Raw genomic sequence first — 19,402 nt, 5'->3', positions numbered from 1 at the left:
TTTTTCGATGCTCCTCTGTTAATCACTTGATGTTATTCCGAGGCAACAAAAAAGCGTATCAAGGTCGTCCGTGTCCCGCGCTGAGGCGCGGCTGGAACTAATCGGCTTTGATTGAATGAAAGCTGAAATTTTTCCCGCCCTGGGAAAATTGAGGTAAAATATCAAGTTTTTAGCAGTGTACGGCTTTTTTCGATTTGACTCTAAATTCATTTTTTCATTTTGAGTTTTATTAACTCTACTTTTTCATAAAAATACTCCATTTTTATATTTGTAGTCATTTGAAGCAGGACAGAGGATTCAGGGAATTTCTTTTGAGAGGGAAAAAAGGCAAAAATTGAATTTGTTATGATGGTTACTGTGCACAATATAAAGAAAATAGCAGATTTCATGAAGAGAACGGGTAAAAGCCTGAAAGAGATTCTGAATAGGTTTACTGTAGGAAGAAATCAGAGCTAGAATGAAAGGAGAACTATATAGTGAGAATAGCAGATAAACCATGTTGATTAGTGAAAATTAATAGATTCTTGATTCTTGATATCCTCTCCAAATTGTGTGGGTAAAAGTAAACTTCATGTATTTGCTGAAAATTTAAGAATTTATCTAAGTCTGAGAAACAACCTCCGATGCATTTAACTTTATAACCGTGTGATAAAATTGTTTCATATATTTCGAGTTGGAAAATTCTCCATTGAATTTAAAGAGAATACGATTCTTGTAGTAATGAGAGAAATATCGAGACAGAAATTACTCAATTATAAAACTCAAAATGGTTTTGATACAATCCGAAAAGAATACTTTTGCTTTTTTAGTAAGACTTGCTCGATGACTCTCACTGTCCTTTATCCTTTACTTTTTTACTGCTTTTAATTTTAGGCATTCATTATTTACTGAACTTTAATATATCCAGAAATGGTTTTAGTATTACTGCCTTTAGCATTCTTTACTGTTAAGCTAACCATATATACCCCTGCCTTTGAATACTTGTGAGTCGGATTCTGGTGGTATGACTTTGATCCGTCTCCGAAGTCCCACTTCCAGGAAGTTGGGGAGCCAGTGCTGGTGTCATAAAACTGTATCTTCAATGGGCTTTTCCTGAATTTGGAGAGCCAAAAAAAGCAGCAACAGGAACTATCGTATTTTTGAATATTTTGTTTCCACTAATGTCGGGATTTTTAACATTTTTGACGGTGATTCCGGAAGAGGAATTTGAGGTATTCACATCTGTTAAGATATTATTTTGTATTTTCACAGCACCATTTTTCAAGGAATTCCCATCGATATATATTCCTTCCCGTCCCAGATTTTCAAAAGTGTTTTCAGAAATATCCAGGTTTATCCCGTTTATTAGAAACTTCTGATATACTCCCTGATGAGATAGATTGCTAAAAGTATTCTTACTTATTGCTATATTCTTGAAACCTCCATTGAATGGGAAAATAACTCCACGCGTCCCACTGTTTTGAGTATTATTCCTGATAATAAGCGTCTCATCGGTTCCATTTCCTCCTTCATACATATTACCCAACATATCATTAAACGTGTTATTTTCGTAAACATGTACTCCGTTACCTACAGCGCCGCGTGAGAATATACCTCCATATCCGCCAAAAACTTCATTGTTAGAGAAAGTAGACTGTTGTGTACCGTCTGAAAATGCAAAATAGAATGGAAGTTCTTGTGGTGACCTGTATTCTAAGAATGTACAATAGTATAGAGTTTCAGACGTTATTTGCGGGTATATTTTGTTTCTAGTTACAACAAAATTAATGGTATCAGCATGAGCATCAACAACATTAGAGCCGGTGATATTTGCTCCTATTAGTGTATTATCGGCAATAGAAACATTTCGACTTAAAGACTTGAGTTCAGCTGAATTGCCTGTTATAGCATGTCTGCAATTCTCTATGTGATTATGATCGATATTGACAAAAGCCGTACCGCTGGCTACATTTATACCGTATCCAGAATTGGGGCGAACTGAATTGTAAATCTCATTATTATTAACAATCACATTAAAGCAGGAGTACAAACAAATAGCACCGAAACCACATTCATTGAACCAGGAATTAGTGACAGAGCTATCCTTGCAATATTGCATAACCAGTCCATGATGAGACATCGACGCACCTGTATCCTCCAGCCGTATATTCTTTATATGCATTTGAACAGGTCTATACACTTCGAACTTTATAGTCTCGGATAATTTGTAGTCTCTAAGAAGTGGTTGATTTAAAGTAACAACATTTCCATTCACACTTTTAACAGCATAAATTTCTCCTGTCATTTGATCAGGATAATTGTCAGGATAATTTAAAGGACACCACAGAACATTTTCCAGATTTTAATCAAGTCGTTCTTGCGAACCTTAGAAGCGTCAGTTAAAACCACCTGAGACGAGCCCTCCTTAGCATTAGCGCTCAGGGATCCGCTTGTGATCTGCGACCCCCCGAAATAAATATCGTTATATTCTGTATTAGAAGTTTGAATGTGAAGAGTTACTTTTCCTTCACCTATTATATTCAGATTTTTATTTTTTTGATATACTCCTTTTGTGATATAATAGTCCCCTTTGCGGATAGTTATTGTATCCCCACTTTTTGAGTAATCCAGTGCCGCTTGAATACAAGTTGCGTCGTTTGCGTAATTAGGTGTATGAAAAAAACCTGGTTCAGCTGATCCAGCTTCTTTGTCAATTACAATATTTGCCGCCAAAGCTGCAGGGCTAATTAACGCAAGAGAAAAAAGAGTAAGGATAAATATTGTCATAAAATTTTTAAAATTTTTCATTAATGATCCCTTCTAAATCTGTTTAACTTAGAACTTATTCGAAAATTGTTGTGATCACTGAGTTTTATAACTGGTATATTCAGAACTGAACTGTATACTCAATATCATAGAAATTCTAACTTAATATGCCGTTATTGGCCTTTCAAAAGACTCTAAGAGGATTTCAATAAGATAAAATTATAAAATTTCTATTTCTACCTTGATAAATTCTATTATTTTTTATAGATATTAACTTTTCTATATTATCTGCAAAGTCAAACTTTTTAAGCACTCTTATCTGATACTTTTATGTGACAAGATAATCGCTTTCAAAATAGTACGTTTTTAGCTGTAGATTAGTTAATAAGTCATTTTTTAGCGAAAAAATTATTAATAAATACATCTCAGTATAAAAATTATTAGTAGGTTATTTTTTAGCGAGAAAATAATAACAATCCTTTTTTAGCGATAAATTAGTCAATTGATAGAGTTATTCAAAAATACAGCTTGTGATATACTTTGAAATCTAAACATAGTATCAAGCAAATTCTAAATACTTCCATTAACTGCTTTCTTGACATCGTTTTTCCAGTAATTTTTTGCTAAGTAATCTCTTAAAATAATCTCCTAAATAACGTATTCAGTAGTATTAACATTCAGTTAATTCCAAATAATTACATTTATATAATAAATAAGTAATAAAATATTTATATAATAGTACCCATAAGATGAGGTTGCAAATGAGATAAAAGATAAATTTGGAAGATATGACAGTGTGCTCACGAAGAGCAAAAGAAATTTTGCGCACTGAAAAATGCTCTAAGTGCATATCTAAGTATAAATATCACTCAAAGTTCAAATAATAGACTTTAATAGAATGTAACAGACTTGAATAGACTTTTACCTGTAAACGCAAATTATGCTGCTAGAAGTTAAGAAGACAGTTGAATGTTGGCTTTTCAAAATTTAAAATTTAAACTTTGAAGGGAAATTTACAGGTTTTGAAGGGAAGCTTACTATACCACTCATATATCAGGATAAAAAATCATGCTCTGGGTCCTAGGTTACGCTGAAAAATCGAAGATTAGAGTTATGGCTATAAAGGACCGGATAAAACAGCCTCTTTATATGGCCGAGCTCCTTATAAAAGATAGTTACAAAGGGCCGCGCCCTCTTAAAATCAGGCTCTTCACCGGCAAGAAAAAAGAAGAATTCATTCCTCCACCGCAGTTTATAGAGCTCCTGCGCAGTGCAAACCGAATAATGCTTGCAGAAGGAGGAAATCCTGCAAATGAGGCTGCTTTTCTGGAAATGCTCAAAGGTTTTCAACTTAATGCGGATAAAGTAAAAATCTGTAAACACTGCTGGATTAAAAAACGTTTCAACTTTGTAAACAGTAAATCCATCAAGTATAATAACGAACTCATCTGCCTGGACTGTGCAAAAGAAGAACTATTGCGTGCAGTCCGTTCTGCGGGTGCGCAGTATGGGGAAAAATCCATAGATTTCCTGGAGCAGGTGCTTTCAAAAACCCGAGACCTTGACAGGACTATCCGGATGTTGACCCCTGAAAGGCTGGACCCTGAGTTCACACGCTATGATACTATAAGGACAAAACCTGTCAGTGTCACAGTTAGGGTAAAAAGCCTGCCTCTTCAAAAGAAATTTAAGGAAATGCTGCTCGAAAAATCCGAGACCCTGTTGCCTGTACAGGCATTATCAATAGAATCCGGGCTTCTGGAAGGAAAAAACCAGTTTGTAGTCTCGGCAACAGCAACCGGAAAGACCCTAATAGGGGAGATGGCAGGAATCCAGAACCTCTTTAACAAAAAAGGAAAAATGCTCTACCTCGTCCCCCTGGTTGCACTTGCAAACCAGAAATATGAACAGTTCAAAGAACGCTATTCAAAACTCGGGTTTACTACATCCATAAAGATAGGGGCAATTCTAATAAAAACTTCTCAGCGCGTGAAGATGCAGACTAGCCCTGGTGCGGATATTATTGTGGGGACTTACGAGGGTATAGACCATATGCTTCGGTCGGGAAATGCCGATTTTCTGGGCAAAATCGGAACTGTGGTAGTGGACGAAGTCCATACTCTCGAAGACCAGGAGAGGGGCCACAGACTGGACGGGCTTATTGGAAGGCTGAGGTACGTCGCACCCGAAGCTCAATTCATCTATCTATCTGCAACCGTTGCAAATCCCGAAGGCTATGCAAAGAAACTCGGGGCTCAGCTTGTCCGTTATGAGCACAGGCCTGTTCCTATTGACAGACATCTTCTTTTCTGTCAGGAAAACGAAAAGGCAAAGTTGATTTCCCAGCTTGCGAAAGAAGAATATTCAATGTTATCTTCCAAAAAGCACAGGGGACAGACAATTGTCTTTACAAACTCCCGCCGCAACTGTCACAAACTTGCAGGAGCCCTTTCGATTCGGGCAGCACCCTATCATGCCGGGCTTTCTCAGTACGAAAGAAAGAAAGTTGAAACTCGCTTTGCAAAAGGAGAGCTTCCTGTAATTGTGACTACGGCTGCTCTTGCGGCTGGGGTGGATTTTCCGGCTTCTCAGGTGATCTTTGAGTCCCTGGCAATGGGAATAGACTGGATTTCAGTTCAGGATTTTTTGCAGATGAGCGGAAGGGCAGGGAGGCCTGACTACCATGATAGGGGAGTTGTTGTGCTGATGCCTGTGCCTGGAAAATCATATTCAGGTTCTCAATCCGATACCGAAGAAGAGGTTGCAATTAAACTACTCCAGGGAGAAATGCTCTCAGCAGGCGTAAAATATGGAGAAGCCGAACAGCTCGAGGAAGTACTTGCATCGGTTGCAGTCACCTCCTCGGTGCAGGATCTCAGAATGATCCACAACCAGATGTTTGGAAGCTACAACTTGGACAAGTTGATTCTGCGTCTTCAGAGTTATCGTTTTGTGGAAAGAAAAGGAAACCGAATAATGCTTACGCGTTTTGGAAAAATTATTGCAGCACATTTCCTTCCTATATCGAAAGCTTTTCTGATTCGAGATGCAGTGCTTGGAGAGAATGAACCCCTGAAGATCGTAACGAACCTGGAGTTTTTTGATGCAGCGTATTTCAAGTATGCAAACCAGATAGGAAGCTCCCTGCACGTGAATATGCCTTCAAGGATTTTTCAGGGAGCTACCCTTGATATAGTCTTTGATGGGGAGTCCCTTTCCCAGCTTGATGCAAAAATCCAGGAACTCCTGTTAAACTTTGCTTCGGACTTTTTAACCTGTAAATGCAAAGACTCACCTTACTGCGGTTGCGCAGAACAGAAGTTTTCGGAAAAAATAATCAAGTTGCGTACAGAAGCACTTGAGCCTGCACAGATAGTAAAGAAACTTGAAAATAAGTACGGGATCTCAGCCTATCAGGGTGATGTTTTCGGGTACCTGGACAACGCGGTCAGAAACCTTGACGCCGTGGAACTTATAGCAAAAGTGCACTCTAAAAAGAAAGTTGTAGAAGAAGCAAAAAAGCTTAAAAAGAAAGTTCAGGGTTAAAAGATCAAAAACGTTTTTGCAGATAACATTGTAATAACAGTGTATAATGAGTTGAAATGTTCCTGCTTATGTGGGAATGCTTTGTTTATATGAGAGGATTGACCGGTTTTTAAGGGCCGGCTACTAGTGTAATGGATCAAAATCTGATCAGATATTCTAAGAGTAAAAATAGAGGTAATTTCATGACCGAGGATGTTGAATCCAGGGAAAATATTGAAAGCTCAGCTTCTAAAAAGATTAAGAAAAGCATTACAATCGAGTTTGTGAAGCCTGAGAACTTCAGGCAGATATATGCTATCGGAGCTGCAGGTGGGCACAGCCCCTATGATTTCAGGATTGGTTTTTATAATGACACTCCAAAACTGTTAGGGGATGCCTCGGAATCAAGGGTCATCCAGAGACGTGTAGAAACCGAAGTGATACTTTCTCCGGTAGCTGCACTTGAGCTGTCCCGCTGGCTGACCCAGCATATAAATGAATACGAATCCGTTTTTGGGCCCATTGCAAAAGCGATCCCGAGACCAAGAAAAGAGTCGTCTGCAAAGCTTGTTGACGACAGTACGGATCTCCAGGGTTACATCTGACCCATTATGTTTGAGTTTGAAGAGCTTTATCTCCAAACTCTATCAGAGTAATCACAAGCCTTTTCAAAAAAGGTTTGAGTGAAAAACCCTACAACGTTTGGATTTAGGCTCTTATCACCAAACCCTATCGACGTGATCACAAGCCTTTTCAAAAAAGGCTTGAGCGAAAAACCCTATAACGTTTGGATTTGAGGCTCTTATCACCAAACCCTATCGGTGTGATCAACCGGCGCAACGGTTGTGACCCAACGGTTGCAGCCCAACGGTTGCTGGTAAATCGGAAAATTTGAACTGCAACTTATGGAAGGAGCTAGTTGATCCAGGAGTCATTTGAGAGCTCCTGGAGATCGATGGTTATATATCTCTGTAAAGGGTATGTAGTTCTCAGTTTTCTTAAAAGCCGGTGGAGTGACGATATGAAGAAATTATCAGTCGCTGGCATGAAGGACTGATACAGGCAGCAAGTAAACCGCAGGTATGGATGCGGTTCTGATGCGACTTGCTCCGCACTGGCTTGGGACTTAATAAACAGAAGCAAGTACGGGGAGAATTCAGAATAAATCAGCGAGGGTTTAAATTTGTTCCCAAATAAAAAAGTTCAGAAAATTGTTGGATCAAAAATCCAGGTAGAAATGAAAGGCGATCTTAATCTGCTTGAAGGCACTCTTAAGAGCGTGGACGACTATATGAACCTTCATCTCGTGGACACCATGGAGATCGTAAAAGGAGAAAAAGTTCGTTCTCTTGGTTCAGTAGTACTTCGCGGTAATAACATTATACTGATCACTCCTGTAGAAGAGTAAAACTTCATAAGGAACTCTACTAGTGTGGAATCATGGATCTTGAAGAAGAAGCTTATAATATAATAAAAAGCCATAAAGAAGGCGTTTTCCAGAACGTCATCTGGAAAAAGTTGAATATCGACAGCAGAAAATGCTCCAGAATCATAAAAAAACTTCTGGATAAAGATCTTATTGTACGAGAAGTTGGAGTCTCAAACGGGGCAAGAACATATCTACTGAAAGCAAAGGAAGAAGTTAAGGAAAAATACGACCTCCTACTTGCAGGAGAATTGTTTTCGGCCTGTACAGGCTGCACAGGTGACTGTCAACCCGAATACTGCGGAAGACTCAGTGAATGGATTGGTAACCTCATGCAAGAAGATGAAAGCTCGGAAGAGACCGGTGAAATAAAAGTCGATGTCAAAAATAAGGAAGAAGCTGAAGAAGGAATGTGAAAAAAGAATTCTCAAACTCAACAGCTAATGGTATTCTCAAAGACAGTTTTCTGTCAAGTCTTTGTTAAAAAGGTTGTGACTACTGCGTTGTTAGAGCTCTTCGATCAAATCTTTTCTCAAAAGGTTTTCTGTCAAGCCTTTTTAAAAAGGCTTGTGAGATTTTCTAATTCAACAGCTACTAACATTTTGAAAGGTATCGGCAGCCGCTAACTATATATAGGAAAACCCCTTATTGAAGAACCCCCTTCGATAAGGGGAAAATAAGATACAATAAAAGCTCCGGTAGTGTAGTCCGGCCAATCATTCCGGCCTTTCGAGCCGAAGACTCGGGTTCGAATCCCGGCCGGAGCACCATACTTTTCTACAATACTTTTCTATTGACACCAAAAGAACTGTGTTTCGGATTTCTTAGTTTTATGTTTCTTAGGATGGAGAGTATTTTATTTCTATCTGGCCGGTATTTACAGTTTTTGTTCCATGATGTTGATTACTTTCTCGTTTTTTAATGTATCAGATCTCAGAAGTAGTTCTTACGATACCTTCTGGTTTGTTCAGAGTTCATGTTTATTTTTGACTCTTTGCCATTTCGTATGGATAAGATGTTTTCAATTCAAGACCGCATTGGTTTTTATGAGAATATTATGAGGATGTCCATACAAAACAACGAAGAGCCTTATTTTCTCCATGAGTTTTTAAATAACCATGCAGAATGAATGTATTGGATTTACAGACAGGAAGTAAACTTAATAACCACATCTTACCAAAAAAGAAACATAAATTATATAATATATTTTTGTAATGTTGTATGCCTTTTTTAAGTTTTTAATCAGATGTGGAAATTATTGTATACAATAGTCAAAAAAAATAAGTATATACTGGTTTTTTTAAAATACTCATTTCAAAATACTTGCTTAACTTATGTTCATTTAATAAAAAATCTTTAGGTTTGTAATATAAATTAAACGCTGTATATACTGATGTAACTGGCTGGGTCAAGTGTAACGACACGTATTACTTTGATATTATTGGGAAAGTGACCGTTACCAAAAAGCCTGTATGGAATGATGCTACAGATCTTTTCTACGTGAGCGCAGCTGAGGAACCTGATACTATCGATCTCATTAACACACAGTTTGGTGGAAATGATGTCTGGGTATTCGACTACCTAAATGCACTGAAAGCTGATAACTCAGAATACTACGAAAACCCACTTTATTTCTGACAGTATGACAATAAAGGCAACAAGCTAGTCCGGGTTCGCTTCTATCCTGTAAACTAAACTTCCTTATTACTTTCTTTTTTTCTTTTTTAAATTTAACATTGAGTACATCCCATAACTTTAAATTTGATTTTTGAATATCGTATTCGGAACAACCAATCGAACATCTGATCATGGAAAAATGATCCTAAAAATTCTGATAACTTAGGCCTCGTCTCAGAATAAACTATGCAGATTTCCAATTGAACGTTTTGATTTTCACTATCAAGGTAGCCAATCAAAGTTACAATAAATTATAAGTTGCAAGGGTCATTTCATTGCGGGTACCTAAAACAAAAAAAGTCTTGGGATAGGTTTATTCTGTTTTAAAACTAACTGAAGTCATTATTTATTTGAGTCCTTCAGGTAAAAAATCTTAAACTATTAACTATTCCAGAATAAAATCATTTAGGTAAAAAATCTTGACCTGTTAACTACTCCAGAATAAAATAATCTTTTTGTTTTAGTACTATCGGCAAACTCTTAAATATATTTACAAAAACGTCTCCCCCAAAGGGACAGATTTATATATTACTTAAGTCTATTGAAGGTCTCGCTGTGAGATGCAATGTGCTCCGGTAGTGTAGTCCGGCCAATCATTCCGGCCTTTCGAGCCGAAGACTCGGGTTCGAATCCCGGCCGGAGCACCATATTAAATTATACACACAGAACTTATTTTTTATAATGATTTTCTACAGTGATTCATGAATTTTCTATAATGATTTTTCTAGTGATTTATGATTTTTCTTTAACTATTTGTTTTCTTTTAGAATCTTTTTGTATTTAAATACAGAAAAATATATTTTTCAGGTTCTGCTTCCTTAACTCTAAATTCCCCAATGCTTTTTTAACTTTTTTTCAGGATAACAGAATGGAATTCCTTTATTTCCCTGATTTTTTCCAGGTTCTGTTCTGCGTCAAGTAAGCCTGCCGTGTTGATGGATTCAAGCGCAGCCTTTGCAGCAAAGCAAGCTCCTTTCATGCCTCGATCCAGAGCAAGTACCCGGATCATTTCCAGAGACCACGCGATCTGGACAAGTACGTTTTTCATTCCGCCCTGAGATGCCTCTGTGCCCAGGTTTTCAAGTGCCTCAATTACTGCCTTTGCGTAGGACTCGTTATTTTCACTTACAGCGGTATTACCCAGATCTTCAAGAATGACTGCAGCTTCCAGAGTACTGGTTTCTATTGCCTGTTTGGCCGAAGCGATTCCTATCTCCCCAAGGTAGCCTATAGCAGCAATCCCGGCCTTATGAAGTCCTTTTTCTATAGATATCAGTGATACCTGCATGAGGTAAACCTCAGAAAGGCTTATCATCGTTTCCATTTTCATTCTTGAAGAGCCCTTCCCACAAGTTCCGAGCGATTCGGATGTACTTCTGGCTGCTACACCCAAGCCTTTTCCGGCAAACTCCATGGCAAGGCTCCCGACAATGGATAAAGCCTTTATAGCAACCGGCTCCCTCTTTTGACTGGCAGCCTCAAGTGCTATATCTACAAGGACACAACCTGAAACTGAGCATACCTGCTCCATTTTCATTTCAGCAGATACCCTCGCTATGTCCCCTATAGAGATGATCAGCGCTTTTATATCCAGCTCGTTTTCAGCATTGGCGTCCAGGTGAATCAACTGGAGCGCGAAGCCCTTGAGCTTGTCAATAGCTTCTACTGTTTCTTTTTGGTCCCCACTATACGCTTTTTTGAATCCTTCTTCAATAGTTCTGACTTCATCCAGCTCATTTATATCCACAGGCGAGACACCAGACCCCACAATAATCCTTGTTAATTCTATTGTTCTTACTCCAGATTAGTTTTCCTATCGGAATCAATCTCCTGGTCCTGCCCTTTACAATTTTCACCTTAAACCTTGAATTCTGCCACTCTTATCTTTGTCCGGCAGCAAATGATTTTTGATTTTTGTAAAGTCTGGAAATCTATTAGCCGTATTCTTAGAAAATTCATAGTTCCGGGATTTAACAAGTCTCGTCGACATTATCTTACTAGACATTAAACCAATCGTATCCTAGGTAGATTATTTTATTCCCCTTCTGTGAAAAAATAAAAGAACTCCTTGATATGTCGTAAAGTTGATGTATCGTAATACAGGTGTGAATACGGAAGTTACCAGCCAGGTAAGTAAACACCTGAGATTCTGACATCCTGTCTGGTCTCAAAAATAGGAACATCATACTATATCAAGACACGAAAAAACTGGAAAAAAGTAATCTATAAAGCGATACACATAATTGATAACCTTGACATTAATCAAAAACTTTGTTGCCTCACTTTGAGAATATGAGTATAAAATATTTATTGAGTAATAATCTGTGCAATTACAGAATGAGCCTATCCCGAAAGATATTTTATTCTTAATCATTGAGGGGTTTCAAAGATATTTTCATAATCTTGTGCTTGATTGAATATTAGAAATACAAGGCCGAAGACGCAAATTTCAAGTTTTGGGATGAGCTCAATAAGTAAATTTTGTTAGCACTTATACAAACAATATGAACTCTTAAAAGTGACTCATCAAAGGACTTAAATAGAATAGGACAGTTATTAATTGTTTGAAAGATATTTATAAAGGTCATAACTGGGGAAAGCACAATAGCTGAACTTCAGTGGGGAGAATCGGGAGAAAAATTATATTTATATTATTTGTACGATTTATGCAAATCAATAAATTGTGCGAAGAGTTTAGTCAAAAATAGTTCAAGTTAAAAGTTAAAATTAAGTTAAAAGTTGGTGATTGATTGAGAGCCCTGTTATGATGACCCTTGGGCTCTCAATCGGTGAAACCCCCTTGAAGAATACTCCCCCATATTCTTCATTTAGTTGCAAGAGAACAGTGCAGACATTTAATTAGTTGTGGTGATTGATTGAGAGCTCCTTTTGATACCTGAGTTCTCAATCGATGAAACCCCTAGAGAAAAACTCCCCATACGCTATGCACAAAGGTGCACTATTGCGCTTCTCTTACAACTACATCCTTCTAATGCTAAAATCGTATATATAATAAATTACGTCAAATATTCAATTACCCATCGTTTTTGTATTGTCATACACTTTTTAATATGGGAACAAATTAAAATGCTCTTCAAAAATGTAATCAATCTTTAAAATTTGCTAGTATCTTATTTTTTAATGGTTTTAAAATTTTAAAGCAAAAGATTAACAAATTGAAATTCAATGAAGATATAGAATTCAATGAAGATATGGAATTCAATAAAGATAGAATTCAATGAAGATATAGAATTCAATGAAGTAGAATTCAATGAATAAATAGAATCGACCTGAATGGCCGATAAAACAACCTGGGTGGTTAATAATAACTGATTAACATTTTAACCTATGCTATCAATAGCTGTCAATAGTCATTGCCAATGACTGTCAATAGCTACTGTCTTTACTCAATTGCTATCTCATCCTGCTTATTGACAAGTTCCACAGCCAGTTCCCTTAGCCTGTATTTTTGAATTTTACCGCTTGCTGTCAGCGGGAATTCATCTACAATGAATACATGTTTTGGAACCTTGTAGCGTGCGATCTTGCTTAAGGCATAATCCCTGATATCGGCTTCTGTAAGGTCTGCACCTTTTTTGAGAATCACAAAAGCACCTACAATTTCCCCGTATTTTTTGTCAGGGATGCCCACAACCTGGACGTCTGTAATTTCGGGCATGGTAAGCAGGAGTTCCTCAATCTCTCTTGGATAGATGTTTTCCCCTCCCCGGATAATCATGTCCTTAATCCTGCCTGTGATTCTGTAATAACCGTCTTCGTCACAGGTTCCGAGGTCTCCACTGTGAAGCCAGCCGCCTTCATCGATAACTTTTTTCGTTTCTTCAGGCATCTTATAGTAACCTTTCATTACATTATATCCGCGACAGCATATCTCTCCTACAGTGTTTAGAGGCACCGGCTCATTGGTATCGGGATTAACAACCCTGACCTCTACGCCCGGAAAATGTTTGCCAACAGTTTCGACCCTGAGTTCTAGAGGATCATCTACAGCGGTTTGAGTCATACCAGGGGATGCTTCCGTAAGCCCGTAAACACTGGTAATCTGATAACAGTGCATATCGTTTACGACCTTTTTCATGGCTTCCACAGGGCAGGTCGAACCTGCCATAATCCCCGTTCTGAGAGAAGATAGGTCAAACATGTCGAACATGGGATGCGTATACTCGGCAATAAACATTGTTGGCACGCCGTAGAGAGCCGTACATTTCTCTTTATGTACCGCGGCAAGTACTAATAGAGGATCAAAAACCTCGAGCATAACAAGCGTTGCTCTGTGAGTCAGAACGGCCATAACTCCGAGTACTATTCCAAAACAGTGAAAAAGTGGCACAGGAAAACAGAGCCTATCTATATAGGTGAACTTCTGGCGGTCTCCGATAGAAAGTCCATTATTCAGGATATTTTTATGGGTCAGCATGACTCCTTTAGGAAACCCGGTAGTCCCTGATGTATACTGCATATTGACAACATCGTCACAGTCGACACTGGCCATAATCTCGCAGAGCTTGTCATCGGGATAATGGCTGCCAAGAAGCATAAGCTCGTTTGTGTTATACATACCCCGGTGCTTTTCCTGTCCTACGTAAATTATACTCTTAAGATAGGGAAAGTTTTTGCTTTTCAGTCTCCCTCTCTCAGAGGTTTTGAGCTCAGGGACCAGTTCATTAATTATTTCGAGATAATCAACGTCTCTGTAGCTATCAATCATAGCCAGAGCCTTCATATCGGATTGTTTTAATACATATTCGACCTCATGGCTCTTGTAGGCAGTATTCACAGTAACAAGTACTGCTCCTATTTTTGCCGTGGCAAACATGAAGGTAAGCCAATCAGGAACATTTTTTGCCCAGATTCCTACATGATCCCCTTTTGTTATCCCTATAGCTAGCAGCCCTTTTGCAAGGTTATTGACCCTTTCGTTGAACTGCCCATAAGTAAAACGAAGGTTGCGGTCAGGATAAATTATAAACTCGTGGTCAGGGTCTACAGCCACCTGTTTCTCAAAGTAATTACCGAGGGACTCTTCTATAAGATGCATGGTATTAGCCTCTCTCTTGCACTATTAATTTTTTGAAGCTGTTTGTTTGCGAACAGAAATATCTCATGTGCTCCAAAATTCGGTTTGTGGGCAGTCAGTCAAGTAAATTCAAATAGAGCAAGGGGAATCCGTATCCGTTTCAGCATTATCCATTGCAGGAAACATATGCGCTGTCAGAATTTCGCGTATTGGGTCAGGAAGGGGCATTGCTTTCTGGAGCTTGAAGTCGTAATAAACCAGCACTGCCTGACCCTTTACCTTGAGCTCGCCTTCCTGCCACGCCTCATGCCCTACAGTAAAGGAACTGTTTCCTATCTTTGCAATGAAAGTTCTTATCTCCACATCCGACCTGAAATACATCTGGTGCAGAAAATCAAACTCGGTCCTGACAAGAATCAGGTGCCATACATCAGGGCTAAGATCAAGGTCCGGTGAAAAAAGCCGGAATACTGAGTTTCTTCCAATTTCGAACCAGACCGGGAGGACAGTGTTATTCACATGCCCAAGCCCGTCTATGTCCCCAAAACGCGGACTAACAATTGTACTGAACATTTTTGATTCCTTAACTCTCAAGTACTTGTGTTTAATATCTCAAATATGGAGTTTCCAGCCAGTTATAATTAAGTGTTTACGTTCTCCTCTGCCTGACTGCGGCTTTACAGAGGAGCATAGACTACAGCTAGAATTTTTGCGTCCTTTTTCCCTGCTGCATGAACGTCATGCGGGATAATAGAGTCATAATAAATGCTGTCTCCGGTGTTTAGCCTATGGACATCCTTTCCATAGAAGATTTCAATTTCCCCGGAAAGAATATAAATGAACTCCTCTCCTTCGTGAGAAGAGAGCTGGTGGCTTTCCTCGGGAGACGGGTGAATATCAATAATGAAAGGTTCCATGTTGCGGTCTGCTTTATCGGAGGCAAGGGAATAAAACTCAAGAGCACTCTTCCTGGGTTTCTCAGTTTTCCCCGAAAAACGGACTACATTTTCAGACAGCCCTGCCCTGACAATTACAGGCCCACTCTGTGGCATATCGTCCAGAAAAGTACCGAGGCGGACGCCTAAAGCCCGAGCAATTTTTAAAAGAGGTGTTAAGGAAGGAACCAGGGCCCCATTATCTAGCTGCTGGATTAACTCCGCGCTGCTCTGACTGGCTTCAGCCAATTCTTCAATTGTCATTTCCCTGGCTTCTCTAAGCTGGCGTATCTTACTACCGACACGGTTCTCTTCTGACATTATCCTTTCCTCATGAATATTTTAAGGTAGCAGACTCGGCAAAATATAAACCAGAGTCCTGTTAATTGCCTAGAAGGCTTATCTCTTTTGTATCCATCTATTATAAATACGTTTATTTTTGCTTTAAATATCCCATAGAATCCGGATATCGGGAATAGAGACAATAAAACAGATAGAAGAAAGACAGTGAAACAGGTAGAATAAATAGGAGTTACGCAGTTGGCTCCTAGCATATTGTTTTTTCCAAACTTTCAAATATTTGAATTAATTTAACGTGTATTGGGGATTCCTTAAGTATTCTGTCACTGCCACTCTTCTAATTTTCATAGCACTTTCAAACCAGGATATTCCACTTTTGATTCTTTGTAATTCCAGTCTAAGAAAAGCTCTTAATGAGAACATTATATGTGCTCTTTGTGATTCTTCCTTTCTTGCCTGACATTTTTCGACACCACAGAACTGTTTTATTCCCCTATGATATTCCTCAATTTTCCATGACTTCTTTGCCAAATCTTCACGTTTTGCTTCATCCATCTCTTGCACATCTGTAACCCAGTGTTGCGTGTCTCCATTTTTTGAAACTATCCTAAACACCTTTACAAATCCATATGCTTTGAGGTGAACCACACGTCCTTTTGGAGGAATATCTACTGTTTCAAGTGGCACATTTCCCTTGTTGTCAGGATTTACCAAACGATTATTTTTCAATCTTGTAAGGAAATGCCACTCTTTCTGTCTAATGGCTTTAAGGTTTTTCACACTTGCATACCATGTATCAAATAAAACGAATTTGGGATTAAAACCACGTTCTTCGGCCTTGTCAAGCATATCACGGAAATGGTCATTCTTTGTTTTGTCGTCTACATCGATGTTATAAATTCGAAAATCGATAGGTATAACGGTTGTACCGTCAGTCCAAACTAAGGTAACCAGGCCTATTCCCTTTACAGTACGATGATGTTTTCCACTCCACATACGACGAACAAAAGCAATTTCTTCTGCGTATGGTTTATCTAATGTTGAATCATCAACAATTAGGTATCCTCCCTTAAGCTTGACATAACTTTTTACTTCCTCCCATAGTGCTTCCGTGTCTGGAGGTTGCCTTTGAAGGCAACGAGTAAAAGCATCATGAGAAGGAGCATTAGCTATGTCTGGATAACATCTAGCAGCTTCAGTACAGCTAAAAACGTTAGAAGCCGCAATGAGAAAATTAATGTAGTCAATGTCGGTACACTTAGGTGGATTTATGTCCATAACTCCGTACGTTTTTAGAGAAACACTAAGCCATAAGTATATTTATAAAGATATCAAGTTTTCGGCATTTTAACTGCGTAAGTCCTAATAAATAAAAACATGTATGGTAAAATAAGAAGTTAAGAGTTTAATCAATCAGAGAGTTGATCGAACCCTTACTCAAACTGGAAATTGCAATTTATACCCTCCGGATCGAAACAGAGATTACAGGATACGCATCTTGCTTTTTTAACCTTCCCTGATTTGAATTTCAAAACAATGTCAGGTTCACTGATAAATGCCCTACTCATTGAAATCAGGTCTGCAGACCCGTTTTCAAGCAAATCATTAATAACCGAAAGCGACCTGATGCCGCCAACAAGAATAACTGGAATGTTCACTGCACTTTTTATTGCTTTAGAACAATCCCTGAAATATGCTTCTTTTGCAGGAGTATTGATTGCAGTCCTTATAGTTACCCCACCTGCTTCACTGATTCCTCCGCTTACCTCAATTGCGCAGACTCCAGCCTTTTCCAGAAGCTTTGCAATTTCTACGGCCTGGAAAATGTCAAGTCCCAGTTCAGCCTTTGAACAACAGGGCTGGAAGCCATCGGTAGCATTCATTTTGACCAGAATGGGAAAAGAATCTCCAGCCTCTTCTTTTATGCGCCTGACAATTTCCGTGACTATTCTTGTCCGGTTTTCTACCGAGCCTCCCCAGCGGTCAGTCCGCCTGTTCGTATAGGGAGAAATAAAATTACTTAAAAGAAAGCCGTGGGCACAGTGAAGCTGAACTCCGTCAAAACCTGCTTTTTTTGCCCTGATAGCCGCCTTTGTAAAAGCTTCGATTACTTCCAGGATTTCCTGTTCGGTCATTTCTCTCGGCACAACTGCCGAATGGCTGTCTTTTACTTTCGAAGGAGCCATTGGGACAGGATATTCGTCTGAAACACTTGCCTGACGCCCTCCGTGGACTATCTGGAGCACGATTTTGCTTTTGTACCTGTGCACTTTTTCGGTTATTTTCCGGTAGGGTTCAATAAAACGGTCATCATAGATGCCCTGCTGGTAGATATCGCTCTGCCCGCCCGGAAGGACATAGGAATAGCCGGTTATGATCAGTCCGACCTCATTTTTTGCAAGCTCTTCATAAAGGTCTCCGAGCCGGAAAGTTGGCGTTCCGTCTTCTTCAGCCAGAAATTCGTGAGTTGCGGACCTGACAAAGTGGTTCTGGAGTTTCAGGTTGCAGACAGTTATAGGGTCAAAAATCATGAGAAAAAATAGGCTAAGGGAAGGTAAATAATTATCCTGACCCTTGAATAAAGGAAGTCGTGCGTTAGAGATAAAGTTCTCTTCAACTGTGGCAAGAGAGGAGGAAGAAAAATTTACTCAGGCAATTTCACTTATGAATTCAATAGGATTATCCGGATCATCACAGATATTGAGATGCAGTTTTTCTGAACCACCTAAATTAGTAGCGTAACTTGCCGTTACTCTTTGTTCAAAAGTAAATTTATTATCTAAAATAATTTTATACCTGTAGTATCCCGGTTCGACAGTTATTTCAGGCGAAAAGATTTCATCCTCAGGATTCATTGTGTAGTTTTCTTTAAATACAGATTTATTATAGAAATCAAAAATCTCGATATGGATTTCATGGCTCTTTTTATCACTATTTCTCAGGGAAAATTCTAATGGATCTAACGAATGATGTTTCTTAATTTCTGTCTCTCCTCCTTTATTATAATACCTCCACAGAAGATGGACAATCTTTCCATCATACTTCTCGTCAGTTGAAGCGATCCCATATGATTGATTAAAAAAATCCACATTGACACAGCCGTCAATTGAATCGTCTTCTACTGTGAAAAAAACACTACTTTGCGGCTTTCCGGCAATGTATCCCATATAAGAATTTACATTTGGTTTTTGAATCTCTCTTTCTTGAAGTTTAAGTTCATAGTCCTCTCCCATGAGGTCCAGATTTACAGTTCCGTTCGAGGCTAATTCCCTGAACTTCGTAGGGTTCACTATTACAGTTTCAAAGCTATCACATGATTCAGGAGCCTTAATTGAATTCCTGTCAAGTATTATTTCTTTAAATATATCGTTCTCATCAGTTTCCGACAAATTCTTCTTTGAATTTTCACTAACAGAGGTTTCCCTGATTTTGTCGATATTTGCTGTTGCTATTTTAAAACCGCCCCAATCTATAGGAGACTCAAGAAAACTGCTATTATTCTCTATTTTTAGAATCAGATTTTTATTATCAGAAATGACCCCGCTGTTTGAACCAGAAGGAACCGAAAAGATTACAATTCCCAACAAGATTAGAGCTGCAGTAATTATTATAATACGCATAAATTTCCCTCATAAAGTAAGTATTATTATGATATATATTAAACTTAGACGATAAAGTATAAAAACTAGCTGAAATCTTAACTTCATAATTAATAGATTGAAAAAACTTAAAAAATAGATTAATACTTTAGCTTAT

General features: G+C 38.6%; 13 protein-coding genes, 2 tRNA genes and 2 pseudogenes. 8 read left to right on the top strand and 9 right to left on the bottom strand.

Going from position 1 to position 19,402, the window contains the following annotated elements:
• Positions 1 to 278: 278 nt before the first annotated feature.
• Positions 279 to 456, top strand: a pseudogene (locus MSBRM_RS20255) (transposase); the annotation flags it as partial.
• Between the two features lie 428 nt (positions 457 to 884).
• Here MSBRM_RS20255 and MSBRM_RS22210 read toward each other — a convergent pair.
• Both MSBRM_RS22210 and MSBRM_RS22205 read right to left on the bottom strand, forming a co-directional pair.
• Positions 885 to 2,098: pseudogene (locus tag MSBRM_RS22210) on the bottom strand (PKD domain-containing protein).
• A 212-nt stretch (positions 2,099 to 2,310) separates the two neighbouring features.
• Complete coding sequence (locus MSBRM_RS22205) at positions 2,311 to 2,787, bottom strand: hypothetical protein (protein ID WP_048155331.1); 477 nt, start codon at positions 2,785 to 2,787, stop codon at positions 2,311 to 2,313.
• A 1,023-nt stretch (positions 2,788 to 3,810) separates the two neighbouring features.
• On the opposite strand from MSBRM_RS22205, the gene MSBRM_RS08140 reads away from it, so the two are divergent.
• From MSBRM_RS08140 to MSBRM_RS08110, 7 genes are all read left to right on the top strand, one after another.
• Positions 3,811 to 6,291, top strand: coding sequence for a DUF5814 domain-containing protein (locus tag MSBRM_RS08140; RefSeq protein ID WP_048155328.1), 2,481 nt, complete (start codon positions 3,811 to 3,813; stop codon positions 6,289 to 6,291).
• A gap of 182 nt (positions 6,292 to 6,473) precedes the next feature.
• On the top strand, positions 6,474 to 6,875 hold the full coding sequence (locus MSBRM_RS08135) for a DUF3467 domain-containing protein (RefSeq protein WP_048118000.1): 402 nt from the start codon (positions 6,474 to 6,476) through the stop codon (positions 6,873 to 6,875).
• 578 nt (positions 6,876 to 7,453) lie between these two features.
• On the top strand, positions 7,454 to 7,678 hold the full coding sequence (locus MSBRM_RS08130; protein WP_048118002.1) for an LSM domain-containing protein: 225 nt from the start codon (positions 7,454 to 7,456) through the stop codon (positions 7,676 to 7,678).
• Between the two features lie 32 nt (positions 7,679 to 7,710).
• The gene (locus MSBRM_RS08125; RefSeq protein WP_048118005.1) at positions 7,711 to 8,112 is read left to right on the top strand and encodes a helix-turn-helix transcriptional regulator; all 402 of its coding nucleotides are present in this window, start codon (positions 7,711 to 7,713) and stop codon (positions 8,110 to 8,112) included.
• Positions 8,113 to 8,388: 276 nt separating this feature from the next.
• A tRNA-Glu gene (locus MSBRM_RS08120) sits at positions 8,389 to 8,466 on the top strand.
• A 679-nt stretch (positions 8,467 to 9,145) separates the two neighbouring features.
• Positions 9,146 to 9,334, top strand: coding sequence for a hypothetical protein (locus MSBRM_RS08115; protein ID WP_048118008.1), 189 nt, complete (start codon positions 9,146 to 9,148; stop codon positions 9,332 to 9,334).
• Positions 9,335 to 9,942: 608 nt separating this feature from the next.
• Positions 9,943 to 10,020: transfer RNA gene (locus MSBRM_RS08110), tRNA-Glu, on the top strand.
• 197 nt (positions 10,021 to 10,217) lie between these two features.
• Here MSBRM_RS08110 and MSBRM_RS08105 read toward each other — a convergent pair.
• The 7 genes from MSBRM_RS08105 to MSBRM_RS08075 form a co-directional block, all read right to left on the bottom strand.
• Complete coding sequence (locus MSBRM_RS08105; RefSeq protein ID WP_053010621.1) at positions 10,218 to 11,120, bottom strand: hypothetical protein; 903 nt, start codon at positions 11,118 to 11,120, stop codon at positions 10,218 to 10,220.
• 1,656 nt (positions 11,121 to 12,776) lie between these two features.
• On the bottom strand, positions 12,777 to 14,432 hold the full coding sequence (locus MSBRM_RS08100; RefSeq protein ID WP_048118012.1) for an AMP-binding protein: 1,656 nt from the start codon (positions 14,430 to 14,432) through the stop codon (positions 12,777 to 12,779).
• Between the two features lie 108 nt (positions 14,433 to 14,540).
• Positions 14,541 to 14,984 carry an acyl-CoA thioesterase gene (locus MSBRM_RS08095; protein ID WP_048118015.1) on the bottom strand — a complete coding sequence of 148 codons (444 nt, stop codon included), beginning with the start codon at positions 14,982 to 14,984 and terminating at the stop codon, positions 14,541 to 14,543.
• 104 nt (positions 14,985 to 15,088) lie between these two features.
• Positions 15,089 to 15,667, bottom strand: coding sequence for a helix-turn-helix domain-containing protein (locus MSBRM_RS08090; protein ID WP_048118018.1), 579 nt, complete (start codon positions 15,665 to 15,667; stop codon positions 15,089 to 15,091).
• Between the two features lie 264 nt (positions 15,668 to 15,931).
• Positions 15,932 to 16,924 (bottom strand): IS701 family transposase, encoded by a 993-nt coding sequence (locus MSBRM_RS08085; RefSeq protein ID WP_048155834.1) that lies wholly within the window; start codon positions 16,922 to 16,924, stop codon positions 15,932 to 15,934.
• Between the two features lie 155 nt (positions 16,925 to 17,079).
• Entirely contained in the window at positions 17,080 to 18,177 is a 1,098-nt protein-coding gene (locus MSBRM_RS08080) for an NADH:flavin oxidoreductase (RefSeq protein WP_048118021.1), read from the bottom strand.
• A 117-nt stretch (positions 18,178 to 18,294) separates the two neighbouring features.
• Positions 18,295 to 19,233 (bottom strand): hypothetical protein, encoded by a 939-nt coding sequence (locus tag MSBRM_RS08075; protein WP_230669112.1) that lies wholly within the window; start codon positions 19,231 to 19,233, stop codon positions 18,295 to 18,297.
• Between the last annotated feature and the right edge of the window lie 169 nt (positions 19,234 to 19,402).

The organism is Methanosarcina barkeri MS, assembly GCF_000970025.1.
GTDB classification, from domain to species: Archaea; Halobacteriota; Methanosarcinia; order Methanosarcinales; family Methanosarcinaceae; genus Methanosarcina; species Methanosarcina barkeri.
This window is presented reverse-complemented; position numbering and strand designations above follow the sequence as displayed.

Excerpts from the sequence above, each read along its gene's own strand:
- MSBRM_RS08135 (WP_048118000.1), top strand. The coding sequence starts at position 6,474 with ATGACCGAGGATGTTGAATCCAGGGAAAATATTGAAAGCTCAGCTTCT.
- MSBRM_RS08090 (WP_048118018.1), bottom strand. The coding sequence starts at position 15,667 with ATGTCAGAAGAGAACCGTGTCGGTAGTAAGATACGCCAGCTTAGAGAA.
- MSBRM_RS08100 (WP_048118012.1), bottom strand. The coding sequence starts at position 14,432 with ATGCATCTTATAGAAGAGTCCCTCGGTAATTACTTTGAGAAACAGGTG.
- MSBRM_RS22205 (WP_048155331.1), bottom strand. The coding sequence starts at position 2,787 with ATGAAAAATTTTAAAAATTTTATGACAATATTTATCCTTACTCTTTTT.
- MSBRM_RS08085 (WP_048155834.1), bottom strand. The coding sequence starts at position 16,924 with ATGGACATAAATCCACCTAAGTGTACCGACATTGACTACATTAATTTT.
- MSBRM_RS08080 (WP_048118021.1), bottom strand. The coding sequence starts at position 18,177 with ATGATTTTTGACCCTATAACTGTCTGCAACCTGAAACTCCAGAACCAC.
- MSBRM_RS08125 (WP_048118005.1), top strand. The coding sequence starts at position 7,711 with ATGGATCTTGAAGAAGAAGCTTATAATATAATAAAAAGCCATAAAGAA.
- MSBRM_RS08095 (WP_048118015.1), bottom strand. The coding sequence starts at position 14,984 with ATGTTCAGTACAATTGTTAGTCCGCGTTTTGGGGACATAGACGGGCTT.